15 protein-coding genes and 1 tRNA gene are annotated in these 18,419 nt (G+C 70.4%); 7 read left to right on the top strand and 9 right to left on the bottom strand.

What is annotated here, in order from left to right; genetic code table 11:
• Positions 1-150: 150 nt before the first annotated feature.
• Together QIT00_RS25940 and QIT00_RS25935 are read left to right on the top strand one after the other, a co-directional pair.
• Complete coding sequence (locus QIT00_RS25940) at positions 151-1,560, top strand: NAD(P)/FAD-dependent oxidoreductase (protein WP_282537815.1); 1,410 nt, start codon at positions 151-153, stop codon at positions 1,558-1,560.
• A 247-nt stretch (positions 1,561-1,807) separates the two neighbouring features.
• Positions 1,808-3,097: an SAM-dependent methyltransferase gene (locus QIT00_RS25935; RefSeq protein ID WP_282537814.1), complete on the top strand. Its 1,290-nt coding sequence runs from the start codon at positions 1,808-1,810 to the stop codon at positions 3,095-3,097.
• A 278-nt stretch (positions 3,098-3,375) separates the two neighbouring features.
• Here the strand turns inward: QIT00_RS25935 and QIT00_RS25930 are convergent, their stop codons facing one another.
• Together QIT00_RS25930 and QIT00_RS25925 are read right to left on the bottom strand one after the other, a co-directional pair.
• Positions 3,376-5,907, bottom strand: coding sequence for an ABC transporter permease (locus QIT00_RS25930; RefSeq protein ID WP_282537813.1), 2,532 nt, complete (start codon positions 5,905-5,907; stop codon positions 3,376-3,378).
• Positions 5,908-5,955: 48 nt separating this feature from the next.
• The gene (locus QIT00_RS25925; RefSeq protein ID WP_282537812.1) at positions 5,956-6,726 is read right to left on the bottom strand and encodes an ABC transporter ATP-binding protein; all 771 of its coding nucleotides are present in this window, start codon (positions 6,724-6,726) and stop codon (positions 5,956-5,958) included.
• 403 nt (positions 6,727-7,129) lie between these two features.
• Here QIT00_RS25925 and QIT00_RS25920 point away from each other — a divergent pair.
• Positions 7,130-7,212 (top strand) — tRNA-Leu (locus tag QIT00_RS25920).
• 145 nt (positions 7,213-7,357) lie between these two features.
• Positions 7,358-8,242: a Bax inhibitor-1/YccA family protein gene (locus QIT00_RS25915; protein ID WP_282537811.1), complete on the top strand. Its 885-nt coding sequence runs from the start codon at positions 7,358-7,360 to the stop codon at positions 8,240-8,242.
• Positions 8,243-8,338: 96 nt separating this feature from the next.
• Here QIT00_RS25915 and QIT00_RS25910 read toward each other — a convergent pair whose 3' ends face one another.
• Positions 8,339-8,569: a DUF4287 domain-containing protein gene (locus QIT00_RS25910; protein WP_282537810.1), complete on the bottom strand. Its 231-nt coding sequence runs from the start codon at positions 8,567-8,569 to the stop codon at positions 8,339-8,341.
• 98 nt (positions 8,570-8,667) lie between these two features.
• Here QIT00_RS25910 and QIT00_RS25905 point away from each other — a divergent pair, with 98 nt between their 5' ends.
• A complete protein-coding gene (locus QIT00_RS25905) occupies positions 8,668-8,979 on the top strand; it encodes a hypothetical protein (protein ID WP_282537809.1) in 312 nt (103 codons plus the stop codon).
• Positions 8,980-9,085: 106 nt separating this feature from the next.
• Here the strand turns inward: QIT00_RS25905 and QIT00_RS25900 are convergent, their stop codons facing one another.
• From QIT00_RS25900 to QIT00_RS25890, 3 genes are all read right to left on the bottom strand, one after another.
• Complete coding sequence (locus QIT00_RS25900) at positions 9,086-9,937, bottom strand: hypothetical protein (RefSeq protein WP_456316491.1); 852 nt, start codon at positions 9,935-9,937, stop codon at positions 9,086-9,088.
• A 262-nt stretch (positions 9,938-10,199) separates the two neighbouring features.
• The gene (locus tag QIT00_RS25895) at positions 10,200-11,420 is read right to left on the bottom strand and encodes an acetyl-CoA C-acetyltransferase (RefSeq protein WP_282537807.1); all 1,221 of its coding nucleotides are present in this window, start codon (positions 11,418-11,420) and stop codon (positions 10,200-10,202) included.
• Between the two features lie 62 nt (positions 11,421-11,482).
• Positions 11,483-12,601 carry an SGNH/GDSL hydrolase family protein gene (locus QIT00_RS25890; RefSeq protein ID WP_282537806.1) on the bottom strand — a complete coding sequence of 373 codons (1,119 nt, stop codon included), beginning with the start codon at positions 12,599-12,601 and terminating at the stop codon, positions 11,483-11,485.
• A 240-nt stretch (positions 12,602-12,841) separates the two neighbouring features.
• Between QIT00_RS25890 and QIT00_RS25885 the strand changes: the two genes are divergently transcribed.
• Complete coding sequence (locus QIT00_RS25885; protein ID WP_282537805.1) at positions 12,842-14,233, top strand: cystathionine beta-synthase; 1,392 nt, start codon at positions 12,842-12,844, stop codon at positions 14,231-14,233.
• A 484-nt stretch (positions 14,234-14,717) separates the two neighbouring features.
• Here the strand turns inward: QIT00_RS25885 and QIT00_RS25880 are convergent, their stop codons facing one another.
• Positions 14,718-15,557, bottom strand: a complete 840-nt coding sequence (locus tag QIT00_RS25880; protein ID WP_282537804.1) for a helix-turn-helix transcriptional regulator — start codon at positions 15,555-15,557, stop codon at positions 14,718-14,720.
• 131 nt (positions 15,558-15,688) lie between these two features.
• Here QIT00_RS25880 and QIT00_RS25875 point away from each other — a divergent pair, with 131 nt between their 5' ends.
• The gene (locus tag QIT00_RS25875; RefSeq protein ID WP_282537803.1) at positions 15,689-16,450 is read left to right on the top strand and encodes an SDR family oxidoreductase; all 762 of its coding nucleotides are present in this window, start codon (positions 15,689-15,691) and stop codon (positions 16,448-16,450) included.
• A gap of 10 nt (positions 16,451-16,460) precedes the next feature.
• Here QIT00_RS25875 and QIT00_RS25870 read toward each other — a convergent pair whose 3' ends face one another.
• Together QIT00_RS25870 and QIT00_RS25865 are read right to left on the bottom strand one after the other, a co-directional pair.
• Entirely contained in the window at positions 16,461-16,877 is a 417-nt protein-coding gene (locus tag QIT00_RS25870) for a hypothetical protein (protein ID WP_282537855.1), read from the bottom strand.
• The gene (locus QIT00_RS25865) at positions 16,858-18,285 is read right to left on the bottom strand and encodes a purine-cytosine permease family protein (RefSeq protein WP_282537802.1); all 1,428 of its coding nucleotides are present in this window, start codon (positions 18,283-18,285) and stop codon (positions 16,858-16,860) included. The genes QIT00_RS25870 and QIT00_RS25865 overlap by 20 nt, the downstream gene beginning before the upstream one ends.
• Between the last annotated feature and the right edge of the window lie 134 nt (positions 18,286-18,419).

Genomic DNA, 18,419 nt, shown 5'->3' with positions numbered 1-18,419 from the left:
CGGCGGTCTCAACGCGTCCGGCCGGTCCGATGGTTCCCCGGCGGGGTCATGACCTCGGTCACGTGGGTGGCGGAGTGTAGCAGAGGGTGTCGAGACCCTTGTGAAGGGGCTCACGAGCGACCCCTCATCGGGGGGTGGATACTCGATGGCATGAGCACCACGGAGCGTCCCAGGATCCTCGTTGTAGGCGGTGGGTACGTAGGCCTGTACGCAGCTCGGCGCATTCTCAAGAAGATGCGCTACGGCGAGGCGACCGTCACGGTCGTCGACCCCCGGTCGTACATGACGTACCAGCCCTTCCTCCCCGAAGCTGCCGCCGGCAGCATCTCGCCTCGGCATGTCGTCGTCCCGCTGCGACGCGTGCTGCCCAAGGCTGAGGTCCTCACCGGCCGAGTCACCACCATCGATCAGGACCGCAAGGTCGCCACGGTCGCGCCGCTCGTCGGCGAGGCCTACGAGCTGCCCTTCGACTACCTGGTCATCGCGATGGGCGCGGTCTCCCGCACCTTCCCGATCCCCGGCCTCGCCGAGCAGGGCATCGGCATGAAGGGCATCGAGGAGGCCATCGGCCTGCGCAACCACGTCCTCGAGCAGCTCGACAAGGCCGACTCCACGACCGACGAGGACGTCCGCCGCAAGGCGTTGACCTTCGTCTTCGTGGGTGGTGGCTTCGCGGGCGCGGAGACCGTCGGCGAGGTCGAGGACATGGCCCGGGACGCGGCGAAGTACTACACGAACGTGTCCCGCGAGGACATGCGCTTCATCCTCGTGGACGCCGCCGACAAGATCCTTCCCGAGGTCGGCCCGAAGCTCGGGCAGTACGGCAAGGAGCACCTGGAGAGCCGTGGCGTCGAGGTCTACCTCTCGACCTCCATGGACTCCTGCATCGACGGCCACGTGGTGCTGAAGAACGGCCTCGAGGTCGACTCCAACACCATCGTGTGGACCGCCGGTGTGAAGCCCAACCCGGTGCTCTCCCGCTTCGGTCTGCCGCTCGGCCCGCGCGGCCACGTGGACACCCAGGCCACCCTCCAGGTCCAGGGCAGCGACTACATCTGGGCCGCCGGCGACAACGCCCAGGTTCCGGACATGGCCGGCCGCAAGGCGGGCAACGAGAACGCCTGGTGCCCGCCGAACGCCCAGCACGCGCTGCGTCAGTCGAAGGTCCTCGGCGACAACGTGATCTCCGGCATGCGGGGCTTCCCGCAGAAGGAGTACAGCCACGCCAACAAGGGTGCGGTCGCCGGTCTCGGCCTGCACAAGGGCGTCGCGATGATCGTCATGGGCAAGATGAAGATCAAGCTCAAGGGCCGTCTCGCCTGGTACATGCACCGCGCGTACCACGGCATGGCGATGCCGACGTACAACCGCAAGATCCGGGTCTTCGCGGACTGGACCCTCGGCATGTTCCTCAAGCGCGAGGTCGTCTCCCTCGGTGCGATGGAGTCGCCGCGCGAGGAGTTCTATGAGGCCGCCAAGCCCGCCCCGGTCGCCCCGCCGGCCGCCGAGGCCGTCGACAGCAAGGCCGACGCCAAGTCGGAGAAGGCCAAGGCCTCCTGAGGCGTCGCGCCTCCTGAGCCCCGGCTCACCGTCAGACCCCGCAGGGGCCGCCCGCCATCCGTGGTGCGGGCGGCCCCTGCGGGGTTTCTGCGGTCCCAGGGACGATTCGGTGTGCTGTCGGTGGGCTATCGGTGTCCCGAGGCAACTGTTTTACGATCCTTTTATGGCGCAACGGGACTGCGCGGGCCCCCTGTTGGTGTTTACGTGGTGTTGGACCTACCGGTAAAGACCAGGAAGGTGACACGCCATGGCAGACGCCGCGCTGCGGCTGAGGACACTCGCCGAGCAACTCCTCGGAGCCCCGCTCCCCGTCCGGATCCGCGCCTGGGACGGCAGCGAGGGCGGTCCCCCCGGCGCCCCCACCTTGATCGTCCGCAACCGCCGCGCCCTGCGCCGGATGCTCTTCAAGCCCGGCGAACTGGGCATGGCCCGCGCCTGGGTGGCCGGAGACCTGGACGTCGAGGGCGACCTCTACGCGACCCTCGACCTGATGTCCGAGCTGATCTGGGAGCGCGCCGAGGACGCCGCGCCCCCCTCGCTGCGCGACCCCGACACCCGCGCCGCCGTCCGCGAGCTGCTCTCCCTCGCCGGACCGCTGCTGCTGCCCCCGGCCCCGCCCGCCGAGGAGGTCGGCCGGCGCAGCGGCCCCCTGCACACCAAGATCCGCGACCGCCAGGCCATCAGCCACCACTACGACGTCGGCAACGACTTCTACGAGCTGGTCCTCGGCCCGTCGATGGTCTACTCCTGCGCCTACTGGGAATCGCCGGACGCGAGCCTGGAGGACGCCCAGCGGGACAAGCTCGGACTCATCTGCCGCAAGCTGGAGTTGACCGCCGGGCAGCGCCTGCTCGACGTCGGCTGCGGCTGGGGCTCCCTGGCCATCCACGCGGCCCGTGAGTACGGCGTCCAGGTCGTCGGGGTCACGCTCTCCCAGGAGCAGGCCGCGTACGCCCGCAAGCGGATCGCGGACGAGGGCCTCACCGACCGGATCGAGATCCGCGTCCAGGACTACCGCGACGTCCGGGACGGCCCGTACGACGCGATCTCCTCCGTCGGGATGGCCGAACACGTCGGCTCGGTCCGGTACTTGGGGTACGCGAACGACCTGTACGCCCTCCTGAAGCCCGGCGGGCGGCTCCTCAACCACCAGATCGCGCGCCGGCCGGTGAGCGACGAGGCGGGGTACAGCGTGGACGAGTTCATCGACGCGTACGTCTTCCCGGACGGCGAGCTGGCCCCCGTGGGCCGTACGGTCTCGCTCCTGGAGGAGGCGGGCTTCGAGGTCCGCGACGTGCAGGCGATCCGCGAGCACTACGCGCTGACGCTGCGGCAGTGGGTGGCCAACCTGGAGGACGCGTGGCCGCGCGCGCTGCGGCTTGTCTCGCCGGGGCGGGCGCGGGTGTGGCGGCTCTACATGGCCGCTTCCGCGCTGGCCTTCGAGCGGAACCGGATCGGGGTGAACCAGGTGTTGGCGGTGCGGACTGAGGAGTCCGGCACGTCCGGTGTGCCCCTCCGCGCGCGGGACTGGCGGTAACCGGGGGCTCCGCCCCCCGGACCCCCGGTCTGTTCTTCGGCTGCGGCGCCGTCGTGGCTGGTCGCGCAGTTCCCCGCGCCCCTTAAAACCCCCGCCCCTCCGGCAGGATCCAGGCGCTCCGGGGCTAAATCCAGCCCCTCCGGCGTTTGAGGAGCGGGGGTCCGGGGGCTGGCCCCCGTGCCGACGGCAGTCTTTCGGGAAGGGGCGGGGAGGGGAAAAGAATGAGGTCCCGGGTGGCACGTACGCGCACCCGGGACCCAACCCCCGTCCGGCAAGGACTACTCCGCCTTGATGGCGGCCAGCATGTTCAAGCGGGCCGCCCGCCGCGCCGGCCACAGCGCGGCCAGGACGCCGACCACCGCCGCGAGCGCGAGGAAGAGCCCCATCCGGCCCCACGGCAGGACCAGCTCGTACGTCGCCAGGGACGAGCCGATCAGCTCCCCGGCCGCCCAGCCGAAGAAGACGCCTAGGCCGATCCCGAGGACGCCGCCGAAGAGCGAGATCACCAGGGACTCCATGCGGACCATCCGCTTGATGCCCTTGCGGTCGAGGCCGATCGCGCGCAGCATCCCGATCTCCTGGGAGCGCTCGAAGACCGACATCGCCAGGGTGTTGATCACGCCGAGCACGGCCACGATGACCGCCATGGCGAGCAGCCCGTACAGCATGTTCAGCATCAGCGTGAACATCTGGGCGATCCCGTTGGAGATGTCCTTCTTGTCCTCGACGGCGATCGCCGGGTTGTCGCCGAGCGCCGCGCGGATCGAGTCCTTGACCGCGGGCGTCGCGCCGTCCGACATCTTCACCATCACCTGCATGTCGGTGATCTGCCGCTGGTGCGGGGCGAGCCGGTCCTTGTCGATCATGATGCCGCGCATCATCTCGTTGCCCTGGTACACGCCCGCGACCCGCAGCGTGCCCTTCTCGCCGTCCTCGTACCGGACGGTGAAGTCCGAGCCGGCCTTCCAGCCGTGCTGCTTCGCGGTGTCGCTGTCGACGACGACCTTGCCGCCGCCGAGGCCGCCCCACGAGCCCTGCTCGAAGTCCAGGGAGGCGAGCGAGCCGATGGTCTCCGCGTCGACGCCCGTCAGGTACGCGGGCTCCTTCTTGCCGTCGATCTGCGCGGGCGAGTTGCGCAGTGGGCTGGTGGCGGTGACGCCGTCGAGGTCCGCCAGCCTCTTCTCCACGTCGGGGGAGAGCGTGTTGAAGTTCTGCATCGAGACCACGTAGTCGGCCTTGATGGAGTCCGTGGCCATCTTGTCGATGGACTTCTGCACGCTGCCCGCGATCACGGTCATGCCGGTGATCAGGGTGAGCCCGATCATCAGCGCCGAGGCCGTGGCCGCCGTACGGCGCGGGTTGCGCACCGAGTTCTGCCGGGCGAGCTTCCCGGAGACCCCGAAGAGGCGCAGGACCGGGGCGGCGGCCGCGATGATCGGTCGGGAGAGCAGCGGCGTCAGGACGAAGACGCCGATCAGCAGCAGCGCGGCGCCCAGGCCCATCGGCAGCTTGCCGTCGTCGCCCATCCGCGTCCCGGCGAGCACCGCGGCGATGCCCGCGCCGGAGAGGAGGGCGCCGATGGTGTTGCGTACGACGAGGGACTTGGTGGTGGCCGTGGCGTGCACGCTGTTCATCGCGGCGACCGGCGGGATCTTCGCGGCGCGGCGGCCCGGCAGCCAGGCGGCGAGCATCGTCACGACGATGCCCACGACGAGCGAGGCGATCACCGTCGAAGAAGAGACGACCAGCGGGCCGTCCGGCACGCTGCCGCCGAAGGAGCCCATCAGGGAGCGAAGGCCGGCGCCGATGCCGACGCCCGCGGCCAGACCCACCACGGCCGCGACAGCGCCCACGACGAACGCCTCGATCAGCACCGACCGCGTGACCTGGCGGCGCGAGGCGCCCACCGCGCGCATCAGGGCCAGCTCCTTGGTGCGCTGGGCGACCAGCATGGTGAAGGTGTTGGCGATGATGAAGATGCCGACGAAGAGCGAGATCCCGGCGAACGCGAGCATGCCGGTCTGCATGCCGCTCATGCCGCTCTCGATCTGCCTGGCCTGCTCGTCGGCGAGCTCGCTGCCCGTGGTGGCCTCGGCGGTGCCGTTCTTCGGCAGCACCTTCTCGATCTCGGCCTTGAGCGCGGCCTGGCTGGTGCCGGGCGCGGCCCGCACGTCGATCTCGCTGAACGTGCCGGGCTGCGCGTACAGCGCCTGCGCGGTCCTGGTGTCGAACAGGGCGAGGCTGCCGCCCGCGGCGACGTTGCCGTCGTCGGTGGTGAAGATGCCGGAGACCTTCGGCGTGAGCACGGGCCCGTCGATGGACATCCGCACCTGGTCGCCGACCTTGTACCCGGCGCGCTCCGCGGTCTTCGCGTCGAGAGCGATCTCGCCCTTGCCGGACGGGGCGCGGCCGTCCTTCATCGGGTAGCGGGAGTCGCTCTCGCCGTAGTAGTTGGCGCCGGTCGTGGACCAGCCCTCGCCGACCAGCTTGCCGTCCTTGTCGGCGAGCGCGGCGAAGCCGGAGACGGTGCCGGTCGCGGAGGCGGCGCCGGGCACGCTCGCGGCCTTGTCGAGCAGCTCCTGGGTCAGCCGGGGCGGGGCACCTGGCTTGTCCTCGGCGCCCTTCTTCGGCTGTACGGCGACGTCGACGTGCTCGAAGCCCTGGGCGGAGCTCTTCTGGAACGCGTCGGAGATGGTGTTGGTGAAGACCAGGGTGCCGGAGACGAAGGCCACGCCGAGGAGGACGGCGAGCACGGTCATCAGCAGCCTGGCCTTGTGCGCGAGCACGTTGCGCAAGGCGGTACGGAACATGGTTCCTGAGGTCCTGTTCTGAAGGTCAGTAGTGGGGCTGCTGGGGGCTCAGCTGGTCCGGCCCTTGGCGTCGAACCGCTTCATCCGATCCAGTACGGCCTCGGCGGTCGGCTCGTGGAGCTCGTCGACGATGCGGCCGTCGGCGAGGAACACGACGCGGTCGGCGTACCCGGCGGCCACCGGGTCGTGCGTGACCATGACGACGGTCTGGCCCAGCTCCCGTACGGAGTTCCTGAGGAAGCCGAGGACCTCGGCGCCGGAGCGGGAGTCCAGGTTTCCGGTCGGCTCGTCGCCGAAGATGATGTCGGGCTTCGAGGCGAGGGCGCGGGCCACGGCCACGCGCTGCTGCTGGCCGCCGGAGAGTTCGCTCGGCCGGTGACCGAGCCGCCCGGAGAGGCCCACCATCTGGATCACCTGCTCGACCCACTGCTTGTCCGGCTTCCGCCCGGCGATGTCCATGGGGAGCGTGATGTTCTCGTACGCGGTGAGGGTGGGCAGCAGGTTGAACGCCTGGAAGATGAACCCGATCTTGTCCCGGCGGAGCTTGGTCAGCTGCTTGTCCTTCAGGGACCCCAACTCGGTGTCGCCGATGCGCACGGAGCCGGAGCTGAACGAGTCGAGCCCGGCGACGCAGTGCATCAGGGTCGACTTGCCGGACCCGGACGGGCCCATGATCGCGGTGAACTCGGCCTGCCGGAAGTCGACCGTGACCCGGTCCAGGGCGACCACCTGGGTCTCGCCCTGGCCGTAGACCTTGGTCAGCTCGGTGGCACGCGCGGCTACTGCGGTCGCCTGGTGAGCGACGGATGTGGTGGTCACGGAACGGGGCTCCTGTCGGCACGACGTCAACTTCCGGTATCCATCGTGCTGTCGGATCCGTGTGAAGAAGTCAGCCCCAGCTCTCGTTCGCCGCTTCCTCTTCAGGCTGACCGGTGGGGTCCGGTGTCATACCTGGGGAGGAGCCCCGACCCTGACCCGGTTCGCCGGAAACGCGGTCGGTCCACCCCGCGGACACCCCCGCGCGGGGCGACAGAATCCCGTCATTCCGCCGGGGGCTCCCGAACCGCGCGCGGGGGCGGTCCCGTAAGCGTCGAACACCCCTCACGAGCGCTGACGCACCCTCAGACGTCAATAAAACAAGACAACATCGGGCTGTTGTTCGGCCGTTCGGGGGACGCCTCCCGATAGGCTCAGGACCCCGCACACGCGGAGTCCACGGTCTGCCCGGATGGTGGAATGCAGACACGGCGAGCTTAAACCTCGCTGCCCCTCGGGGGCGTACCGGTTCAAATCCGGTTCCGGGCACCTCTCCACTCCATTCTTCACCACCCTCCTACAGCGAAGTGAGAGAAGATCCTCCCAGAGCACTAGGGTGGTTCTTTTGCTTACGCATTACCCTTGTCGTAGGGCCGCGCAGGGTGGCCAGTCGTGATTGGCGCAGAGGAGTGAAATGAGGAGCAGCAACCCGGTCTTCTCGCGACGGGGGTTCAGCCGCGACAACGGCTACGCGGGCTTCGGCTCGGCGCCGCAGGCCGGGGGCCCCGCGGTCGGTACGCAGGGCAACCCCTACGCGGGCGGCAACCCGTACGCGCAGGCGCCGACGAACCCGTACGCGCAGAACCCCTACGCGCAGCAGGACCTCCAGCACGGCGCCCCGCAGGCGCCGGTCAGCACCGGCGACAAGATGACGATGGACGACGTCGTCATGCGGACGGGCATCACGCTCGGCACCGTGATCGCCGGCGCCACCGTCGCCTGGGTCATGAACGTGGGCCTCGGCATCGCCATCGGCGCCGCGCTCATCGCGATGGTGCTCGGCCTGGTGCAGGCCTTCAAGCGCAAGGCCAACCCCGCGCTGATCCTGGCGTACGCCGCCTTCGAGGGTGTCTTCCTCGGCGCGATCAGCAACTACGTCAACAGGTACATCGCGGAGGGTGCGGCCATGCAGGCCGTGCTCGGCACGATGGCCGTCTTCGTCACGATGCTGGTGCTGTACAAGACCCGCATCGTCCGCGTCACGCAGCGCTTCACGCGCTTCCTGATGATCGCCGTGACGGCGTTCCTGGTGCTGACCGCCGTGAACCTGCTGTTCATGGTGTTCGGCGGCGGTGACGGCCTCGGCTTCCGCAGCGGCTGGCTCGGTGTCGTCTTCGGCATCGTCGGCATCCTGCTCGGTGCCTTCTTCCTCGCCCTGGACTTCAAGCAGGTCGAGGACGGCATCGCGTACGGCGCTCCGCGCTCGGAGTCCTGGCTGGCCGCCTTCGGTCTGACCATGACCCTGGTCTGGATCTACCTGGAGATGCTGCGGCTGATCTCCATCTTGAACAGCGACTGACGGACGTCCGTCCGGTCCTGCCCGACAGGACGAAGGGCCCGCGAAGCGCTTGCTTCGCGGGCCCTTCGGCGTTGTCGGGGATCTGGTGGGGTGCGCTCAGAGGAATCTGCGCGCGGCCCTCCTCATGTCGTGCTCGTGGACGATCGCCTTGGCGTGACCGTGGGCGAGGTCGTACTCGGCGCGGAGCCAGCTGACCTTCTCGTCGAAGCGGAGGAAGGACGGGCCGTCGTCGATCGCGCGAAGCCACTCGGCGACTTCGCGACCGGTGCAGTGCGGGATGCGGGCGAGCAGATTGCGGTGGGTCTCCTCGGAGAAGACTAGGGACATCGGCGCCTCCGGACGCTGTCGATGCGAGTCCTTCACGTCACCGTGCCTGAGTGTCCCGGGGTTGGCAACAGCCCCGGAAGGGCGCATAGGGTCACAGGGTGCTTGATACGACGCCCCTGACGGATGCCGTGGACCAGTTCGCCGACCGCCTGCGGGCCGCCCCGGAGAGCCGCCTCCAGCGCGTCGCCGCGGCCGAAGCCCGGTCCCTTGCCAGGGAGTTGGCGGTGCGCGCGCAGTCCATCGAGGACCCGCGGACCGAGCCGCGGGAGATCCCTGACGCGGGCCTGTTCGCGGTCTCCGATCAAGTAACGGTCGCCGGACGCGACTTGGCCCTTGTGTTGACGGACGAGGCGCAGCTCGCGGAAGCGGTGGAACTGGTGCATGAGGCACAGAAACGCGCCGGGGTATGAACACCGGCGCGTTTCGGGGGCGTACGGGGGCTGGCCTCGGGCGGGGATACCAGGACGGGCCTCGGGCGAGGACGGGCCCTCGGGCGAGGACGGCCCTCGGGCGGGCTCAGGCGGAGGCTATGACGCGGTCCGCCAGGATGTAGACGTTCTCGTCGCCGCAGCCGAACGTCAGCGTGTACGCGCCGGAGACTCCGGAGCCGCCGAGCAGCACCGGGGTGTCGCCCGCCCGCAGGGCCGCGGCCAGGCGCTCCGCGGTCTCGCGGTGGCCCGGGGTCATGCACAGCGTCGTACCGTCCGAGAAGACGTACACGTCGAGGGTGCCGAGCGGGCCGGGGCGGACGTCGGAGAGCGCGGTGCGGTCCTGGGCGAGCTCCTCCAGGCAGCGCAGCGTGTGCTCGTGGTCGCCGGTGGCGCCGTCGCGTCCCGCCTTGACCGGCACGAAGTCGGGGTGCGAGGGGTGGCGGCGGCGGGCCGCGGCCAGCTCGGGGGAGTCCTCGGGGAACTCGTCGGCGGCGCCGTTCAGCTCCTCGGCGGGCTCGGCCAGCTCGTGCTGCAGCTCCCGCTCCAGGCCGACGAAGTCGGACTGGCGGGGCAGGAACAGCTCCTCGGCCAGGTGCGCCGGCAGCCCGCCGAGCAGGGACGGGGCGTCGGCGGCGTCGCGGGCCTCCTGCGCGGCCCAGAAGGCGCGCGCCTCGGCCAGCTCACGCTCCCGCTCCTCGGCCAGGGCCTCGGCGACGGCGGCGCGGATCGCGTCGGTGCCCTGCGCGGGCACACCGGACTCGGCGGCGCCGCGGGCGTGCGGCACGGCGACGTCGCTGTGCTCGGCCAGGCCCGTGGCGAGCTCGGTGCGCAGCGCGGAGATCTCGGAGAGCTGCTGACGGAGGCCACGCACGGTGTGCAGTGCGGCGGCTCCCACGGCCGTGGCAGCGGCGGTGGCGACCAGCAGGGCAAGAGTCATGGCGCTCACTGACGTACTCCCGGTTCCAAGTTGACCCCCTGCTTACAGATCCCCGACTTACTGACCCCCGACTTACTACAACAGCTTGTCGGAGACGGCTGAGGGCTGTCAGTGCATTAGGTCACGAAACGGACAGGACTTTCTACCCCAGGTTTCCCCCCGCACCGCCCTGACCTGCGGAAATGCTACTCCCCCAGGACATAGGTCACATCCTGGGGGAGGTTGTGTCACGGCTGGGACTCGGAAGGTTACGCGGGGTGCGTCAGCTGAGGCGCTCGATGACCATGGCCATGCCCTGGCCGCCGCCGACGCACATGGTCTCCAGGCCGAACTGCTTGTCGTGGAACTGCAGGCTGTTGATCAGCGTGCCGGTGATGCGGGCGCCGGTCATGCCGAAGGGGTGGCCGACGGCGATGGCGCCACCGTTGACGTTCAGCTTGTCCTCGTCGATGCCCAGGTCGCGGGCGGACGGGATGACCTGCGCGGCGAAGGCCTCGTTGATCTCGAACAGGTCGATGTCGGAGACCGACAGGCCCGCCAGCTTCAGGGCGCGCTTCGACGCCTCGACCGGGCCGAGGCCCATGATCTCCGGGGAGAGGCCGGAGACACCGGTGGAGACGACGCGGGCGAGCGGTGTCAGGCCGAGCTCGCGGGCCTTCGTGTCGGACATGACGACGAGGGCGGCGGCGCCGTCGTTCAGCGGGCAGCAGTTGCCGGCCGTGACCAGGCCGTCGGGGCGGAAGACCGGCTTCAGGCCCGAGACGCCCTCAAGGGTGACGCCGGCGCGCGGGCCGTCGTCCTTCGCGACGACCGTGCCGTCGGGGGTGGTGACCGGGGTGATCTCGCGCTCCCAGAAGCCGTTCTTGATGGCTTCCTCGGCACGGTTCTGCGAGCGCACGCCGAAGGCGTCCATGTCCTCGCGGGTGATGCCCTTGAGGCGGGCGAGGTTCTCGGCGGTCTGGCCCATCGCGATGTACGCGTCCGGCACCAGGCCGTCCTCGCGCGGGTCGTGCCAGCTGGTGCCGGTCTGCTCGGCGACGGCGGCGGTACGGGCCTCGGCCTCGGCGAACAGCGGGTTGTGCGTGTCCGGCAGCGAGTCCGAGTTGCCCTTGGCGAAGCGGGACACCATCTCGACACCGGCCGAGACGAACACGTCGCCCTCGCCTGCCTTGATGGCGTGCAGCGCCATGCGGGTCGTCTGCAGCGAGGAGGAGCAGTAGCGGGTGATCGTGCAGCCGGGCAGGTGGTCCATGCCCATCTGCACGGCGACGATGCGGCCCAGGTTGTTGCCCTGCTCGCCGCCGGGCAGGCCGCAGCCGAGCATCAGGTCGTCGATGTCCTTCGGGTCGAGCTCCGGGACCTTGGCGAGGGCGGCCTGGATGATCGTCGCGGTCAGGTCGTCCGGGCGGAGGTCCTTCAGGGAGCCCTTGAAGGCGCGGCCGATGGGGGAGCGGGCGGTGGAGACGATCACGGCTTCGGGCATGAGGGGGCTCCCTTGTCGCAGGTATGGACGGTACGGGAAGTTACCTGCACGTACCGCGAAGGTCATCGGTCCTGGCGTGTGACACCCGCCTCTTTTCTAAGCGCTTGCTCAGGGTTGGTGGGTTCCGGAGCCGGCCGGGATTCCGCATCCGAGTGTTCCTCGTGGCCGTTCCCCGCGCGCTCCGGGGCGTTGATACGGCGCCGCCTGCGGTGCTTGAGGAGGGCCCACGGACCCCGCGGACCGGTCGGCATCGCGGCCGTGACCTCCGTACCGCCCTCGGCCGCGGCCTCCGCCGCCGCCCGTGCGACCGGCAGGAAGCCCTCGTCGCGGGAGGTGTCGGGGCGCTCCTCCTCCGGCCACAGGCCGACCGCCGCGCAGACCGTGGGCAGTACGGCCATCGCCGCCGTCGCGTAGCCCTCCGCCGACGGGTGGTAGTTGTCCGGGCCGAACAGCTCGCGCGGGTTCGCCGTGAACTCCGGGCCGAGCAGATCGCCGAGCGAGACCGTACGACCGCCCTGCTCGACGACGCCGATGGTCTGGGCGGCGGCCAGCTGGCGGGAGACGCGGCGGGCCAGCCAGCGCAGCGGCTGGTAGACCTGCTCGACCGAGCCCAGGTCGGGACAGGTGCCGACGACCACTTCGGCACCCGCGGTGCGCAGCCGCCGTACCGCCGCCGCGAGGTAGCGGACCGAGCGGGTCGGGGGCATCCGGTGCGTGACGTCGTTGGCGCCGATCATGATCACGCAGACGTCCGGCACCGCCGAGGAGTTGGCGAGCAGCAGCGTGACCTGGCGGGCCAGGTCGTCCGACTGCGCGCCCGGCAGCGCCACGTTCCGCAGCAGCACCGGGCGTTCCGCCACCGCCGCGAGGCCCTGCGCGATCAGCGCGCCCGGCGTCTGGCCGGTGCGGTGCACGCCCTGGCCCGCGGCCGTGGAGTCGCCGAGAAGGGTCAGGCGCAGCGGGGAGCGGGTGTCCGCCGGGTCGAGGAACGGCCTGCCGTACAGGCCGTCGGCGTGCGGCGGCTGCGTCGGCTCGGCGCCCGACGCGGTCCCCACACTGCGTTTCGCCAGCTGCACCTCGGCCAGGAGCACCCCGACCGCCGCCGCGCTCAGCAGCCCGACTCCGCCGCCGCCGTACGCGGCACCCGCGGCGATCCGCCGCGCCACCCTTGCCCTCGACATGGACCGAAGCCACCTCCTTGTAGCGCCGTACATCAACTCCTTGCCCGGTACGTACCGTCGGTCAATCTCCGACCTGGCGAAGGAGGGGTACGGGCAGGGGTGCGGGCAGGGGTACGGGCAGGGGTGCGGGCCGGTGCGGCGGGCCCCGGAAGTCCGGTGTGGCAGGCCCCCGAAGTGCAGCGCCGGGCAGCCGAATTCCGCTTAGGCTGGCCGCATTCCTAGGGAGAACCGGAGACAACGGTGCAATTCCACGACTCGATGATCAGTCTCGTCGGCAACACCCCGCTGCTGAGGCTCAACAACGTGACCGCGGGCATCAGGGCCACCGTCCTGGCCAAGGTCGAGTACTTCAACCCGGGCGGCTCCGTGAAGGACCGCATCGCGCTGCGCATGATCGAGGCGGCCGAGGCGAGCGGCGAGCTGCGGCCGGGCGGCACCATTGTCGAGCCGACCAGTGGCAACACCGGGGTGGGCCTCGCGATCGTGGCCCAGCAGAAGGGCTACAAGTGCGTCTTCGTGTGCCCGGACAAGGTCTCCACGGACAAGATCAACGTGCTGCGCGCGTACGGCGCCGAGGTCGTCGTCTGCCCCACGGCCGTGGACCCCGAGCACCCCGACTCGTACTACAACGTCTCCGACCGGCTCGTCCGTGAGACGCCCGGCGCCTGGAAGCCGGACCAGTACAGCAACCCGAACAACCCGCGCTCGCACTACGAGACCACCGGGCCCGAGCTGTGGGAGCAGACGGAGGGGAGGATCACCCACTTCGTGGCGGGCATCGGCACCGGCGGGACGATCTCCGGAACCGGCCGCTACCTGAAGGAGATCAGCGACGGCAAGGTCCGGATCGTGGGCGCCGACCCCGAGGGCTCGGTCTACTCCGGGGGCTCCGGGCGGCCGTACCTGGTCGAGGGCGTCGGCGAGGACTTCTGGCCGACGGCGTACGACCAGCACGTGACGGACGAGATCGTCGCGGTCTCGGACAAGGACTCCTTCCAGATGACCCGGCGTCTCGCCAAGGAGGAGGGCCTGCTCGTCGGCGGCTCCTGCGGCATGGCGGTCGTGGCGGCGCTCAAGGTGGCGGAGGGCCTCGGGCCGGACGACGTGGTCGTCGTCCTGCTGCCGGACTCCGGGCGCGGCTACCTCTCGAAGATCTTCAACGACGAGTGGATGAACGACTACGGCTTCCTGGAGCAGCCCGGTGACGAGCCGCGCGTCGGCGACGTCCTGGAGCACAAGGAGGGCGGCATCCCCAAGCTCTTGCACATGCACCCGGAGGAGACCGTCGGCGAGGCCATCGAGGTCCTGCGCGAGTACGGCGTCTCGCAGATGCCGATCGTGAAGCCGGGCGCCGGGCACCCGGACGTGATGGCCGCGGAGGTCATCGGCTCGGTGGTCGAACGCGAGCTGCTCGACGCGCTGTTCACGCAGCGGGCCTCGCTCGCCGACCCGCTGGAGAAGCACATGTCCGACCCGCTGCCGCAGGTCGGCTCGGGCGAGCCGGTGGCCGACCTGATGTCCGTGCTGTCCGCGGCGACCGGTGCCGACGCGGCGATCGTCCTGGTCGAGGGCAAGCCGACGGGTGTGGTGAGCCGGCAGGACCTCCTTGCGTACCTGGCGCGCGAGAAGTAGGCCTGTACGGTTCGGGGTTCGGGAAATCGGTACGAGCGCGACACGTGCGCGCAGCACCCGCTTAACACGGCTCCGGCACAGTGGTCGATGTCGGCGCACAGGACTCCTCCGGAGCGGCTCCCGGACCTCCTGAACGCCTCGGACGCGGAAACACCGGCCCTGACCCGGCCCGCGTCCCCCGCGGGGACCACCGTCGTCCCGCCCTCCGGCACTCGCTGCCGAAGGTGCGGTGGTCCCTGCGGGGCACTCCCCGTCTTACGTGGTCTTTCTGCTGCTGTTGTCCAGCGCACCCTTTGCCGGCCTTCTGGCGCCGTTGACCAGCGCCCCCTTCGCCGGCCTTCGGCCTTGTCCTCAAACGCCGGACGGGCTGGATCATCGGCCTTCGGCCTTGTCCTCAAGCGCCGGACGGGCTGGATTGTCGGCCCGCTTCCTCAAGCGGCGGACGGGCTGGATCGTCGCCCCGCGTCCTCAAGCGCCGGACGGGCTAGATCGTCGGTGGGTGGGCTGGGTTTGCCGTCCAACTTCCCAGGAGCGCCAGCCTTTCCGCCGTCTCCGAGCCCGGCTCCGGGGTGTAGACGACCAGGAGCTGGTCCGGGTCGCCCGGGAAGGTCAGGCCCTCGTACGGGAGGGTCAGGAGACCCGCCACCGGGTGCTGGACGCGTTTCACGCCGTGCGTCTTCTCCTTGACCTGGTGGTCCGCCCACAGACGCCGGAAGTCCTCGCTCTTCACGGACAACTCGCCGACCAGCTCGGCCAGTTGACGGTCACCGGGGTGGCGGCCCGCGTCCAGCCGGAGGTAGGCCACGGTCTCGGCGGCGACCGCGGGCCAGCCGGGGTAGCGGTCGGGGGCGGCCGGGTCGAGGAAGATGTGGCGCATGATGTTGCGCTCGCGCGGGGTCTGCGCGGAGTAGCCGCTCAGGGCGTCGGCGAGCGCGTTCCAGGCCAGCACGTCCATGCGGCGGCCGAAGACGTACGCGGGCGCTTCCCGGATCGTGTCGAGCAGCAACTGCAGGCCAGGGCGGACCAGTTGGGGCTCGGAGCGGCCGACGGCGCGGGACGGGCGGGCCACGTCGTACAGGTGCGCGTGTTCCGTCCCGTCGAGCCGCAGCACGCGCGCGACCGCGTCCAGGACGGCGTCCGAGACCGCCGGGCCGCGGCTCTGCTCCAGGCGGATGTAGTAGTCCACGCTGACGCCCGCCAGCTGGGCCACCTCCTCGCGGCGCAGCCCCGGCACCCGGCGCCGGCCGTGCGAGGGCAGGCCCACGTCCCGCGGCTGGATGCGGGCGCGCCGAGAACGCAGGAAATCTCCGAGGTCACCGTCCATAGGACCGAGCGTAGGACAGCCGCGCGGATCCAGCCTGGTACTGCCGGACCCAGGAAAACTCCAGCCCTGGGTGGAGGAGTCGCGGCCCCGCAGAGTCGGTCCCGGAAGACAGGAACGACGAGGGAGAGACCATGACGTACGACAGCCTCGCAGGGCGTACCGCCGTCGTCACCGGAGCCGCCAGCGGGATCGGGGAGGCGGTGGCCCGGCTGCTCGCTGCGCAGGGGGTGCGGGTGGCGCTGCTCGCTCGGCGGGCCGAGCGGCTCGAAGAGCTGGCCCAGAAGATCGGCGCCGACGGCGGCAGCGCGCTCGCGGTGCCCGCCGATGTGACAGCCGAGGCATCCGTGGAGGCGGCCGTGGAGCTGGTGCACGGCGCGTTCGGGCGGGTCGACCTGGTCGTGAACAACGCCGGGGTGATGCTGCCCAACCCGGTGGACGCGGGCCGGGTTGACGAATGGCAGCGGATGATCGACACCAACGTGACCGGCGCGCTGCGGGTGGTCCGTGCGTTCCGGGCGGACCTGCTGGACGCCGCCGCCGCGGGCCGGCCCGCCGACCTGGTCAACGTCTCGTCGGTCGCGGCGCACCTGATGTTCCCGACGTACGCGGTGTACGGGGCGACCAAGGCCGCGCTCACCTATCTCTCGCAGGCGCTGCGCGGCGAGTTCGGGCCGCGGGACGTGCGCGTCACCAACGTCGAGCCGGGGTTCACGGACACCGAGCTGCGCGGGCACATCGACAACGCGGAACTGAGCGAGGCCCTGGAGGGCCTGTTCGGGGAGGTCGGCTCGCTCGCCGCGGAGGACATCGCCGACCTGGTGGCGTACGCGACGAGTCGGCCCCGGCACGTCAACCTGCGCCAGGTGGTGGCCCTGCCGACGCGGCAGGCGTAGGGGGCGCGGGTCAGCCCTGCCAGTCCGTGTCGCGGTTTCGGCGGTCGTGGCGCGGGGTGGCGAAGAGGGTGCGTCGTGCGTGCGCCGCGTTCACGGCGATGATGCCGGTCCAGGCGACGGCCAGGCCGAGCAGGCCCGCGTTGACGACCGCGATCGCCGAGAGCGGGACCGCCAGGATCAGGGAGACCAGGGCGAAGCCGAAGCGTTCGCCCCAGCCGTCCAGGGAGTCGCGGCCCCCGCGGACCGCCGCCGTCCGTTCCTCGGCGAGGCGGCGGCGGACGCGGCGGTCGACCGTGGCGTCGAGGCGCTGCTCGACCTTCTCCAGGAACGACTCCACCAGGACGGAGTCGTACTCCTCGCCCAGCTCCCTGCGGGTCTGCAGGGTGGCGTGGAGCTCCTTCTTCAGCTCAGGGTCGCGGGCTTCCATGTGGTTCACGGTACGAAGCGTCGGCGGCGGGCGCAGTGGGGCTGACCCCCGTATTCCGCTTCCGGCCTGCCAGAGCCCAGTAGAGCACCGCCGGGACGGTGAGGCCCACGATCCAGGAGATGTCGGCGCCGCCGAGCGGGGCGACGAGTGGGCCGGTGTAGAAGTGCGTGACCAGGAAGGGGAGTTGGAGGGCGACGCCGATCGCGTAGACCGCCAGCGCGTCCCAGCGCCAGCTGCCGTAGCGGCCGTTCGGGTCGGACAGGGCCGGCAGGTCGTACCGCTCGCGGGAGATCAGGTAGTAGTCGACCAGGTTGATCGCGGACCAGGGGGTGAAGAACGTCAGCAGGAAGAGCAGGAAGTCCTTGAACGAGGTGAGGAAGCTGTCCTTGCCGAGCAGGGCGACCGCCGTGCCCGCGATCATGATCAGCGCGATGTAGACGGCCCGGCCGCGCGGGGAGAGCACGCGCTGGCCGCGGAAGCCGCTGACGCTCGTCACGATCGACATGAAGCCGCCGTATGTGTTCAGGACGTTGATCGTGAGCTTGCCGAGCGCGATCACGAAGTAGAGGAACGCGGCGATCAGTCCGCCGCCGCCGAGCCCCACCACGTACGACACCTGGTTGTCCATGAACGCGCCGCCCGCCGTGGCCGCCACGAGCACGCCGAAGGTCATCGACCACTGCGAGCCGAGCGCCGAGCCGGACAGGGTCCACCAGAACGTGGCGCGGGTCGAGGTCGTACGCGGCAGATAGCGCGAGTAGTCCGCGACGTACGGGCCGAACGCCAGCTGCCAGGAGGCCGAGAGGGAGATCGCGAGCAGGAACATCGGCAGGTCGAAGTGTGCGTCCGCGAGCAGCGTCGTGAGGTCGGCGCGCTCCAGGAGGCGGATGCCGAGGTAGACGAAGGCGAGGGCGCAGATCACGCCGGCGACGCGGCCGACGGCGTGGATCAGGCGGTAGCCGACGGCGGCCATGAGGCCGGAGACGGCCGCGAAGATCAGGATGCCGGGGGTCTCGCCGAGGTGGGTCAGCTCGCCCACGGCCTGTCCGGCGAGGACGCTGCCGGAGGCGAAGAAGCCGATGTACATGACGATCACGAGGGCCAGCGGCACGACCGCGCCGCGCACCCCGAACTGGGCCCGGGACTGGATCATCTGCGGCAGCCCGAGCTTGGGCCCCTGCGCGGAGTGCAGCGCCATCACCGCTCCGCCGAGCAGGTTGCCGAGGACCAGGCCGATGATCGACCAGACCACGTCGCCGCCGAAGACCACGGCGAGGGCGCCGGTGACGACGGCGGTGATCTGCAGGTTGGCGCCCAGCCAGAGGGTGAACTGCGAGAAGGCGGTACCGTGCCGTTCCCCGTCCGGGACGACGTCGATGGACCGCTGTTCGACGAGTGAGGCTGCCATGGGTCCCCCAGGTTCGGGTGGAGCGGTGTTGCCTGTCTGTATAACGTCATGCAGAGTTCTGGGTGAGTGAATAATTTGTCAATACCCTGGCGGGAATCGCCTTGGCGCACAGTGACTGGTGATGAAGGAGGGGC

It is taken from the genome of Streptomyces luteolus, assembly GCF_029968015.1.
Taxonomy (GTDB): Bacteria; Actinomycetota; Actinomycetes; order Streptomycetales; family Streptomycetaceae; genus Streptomyces; species Streptomyces luteolus.
The sequence above is the reverse complement of the archived record's forward strand: the minus strand, read 5'-3'. Positions and strand labels throughout refer to the sequence as shown.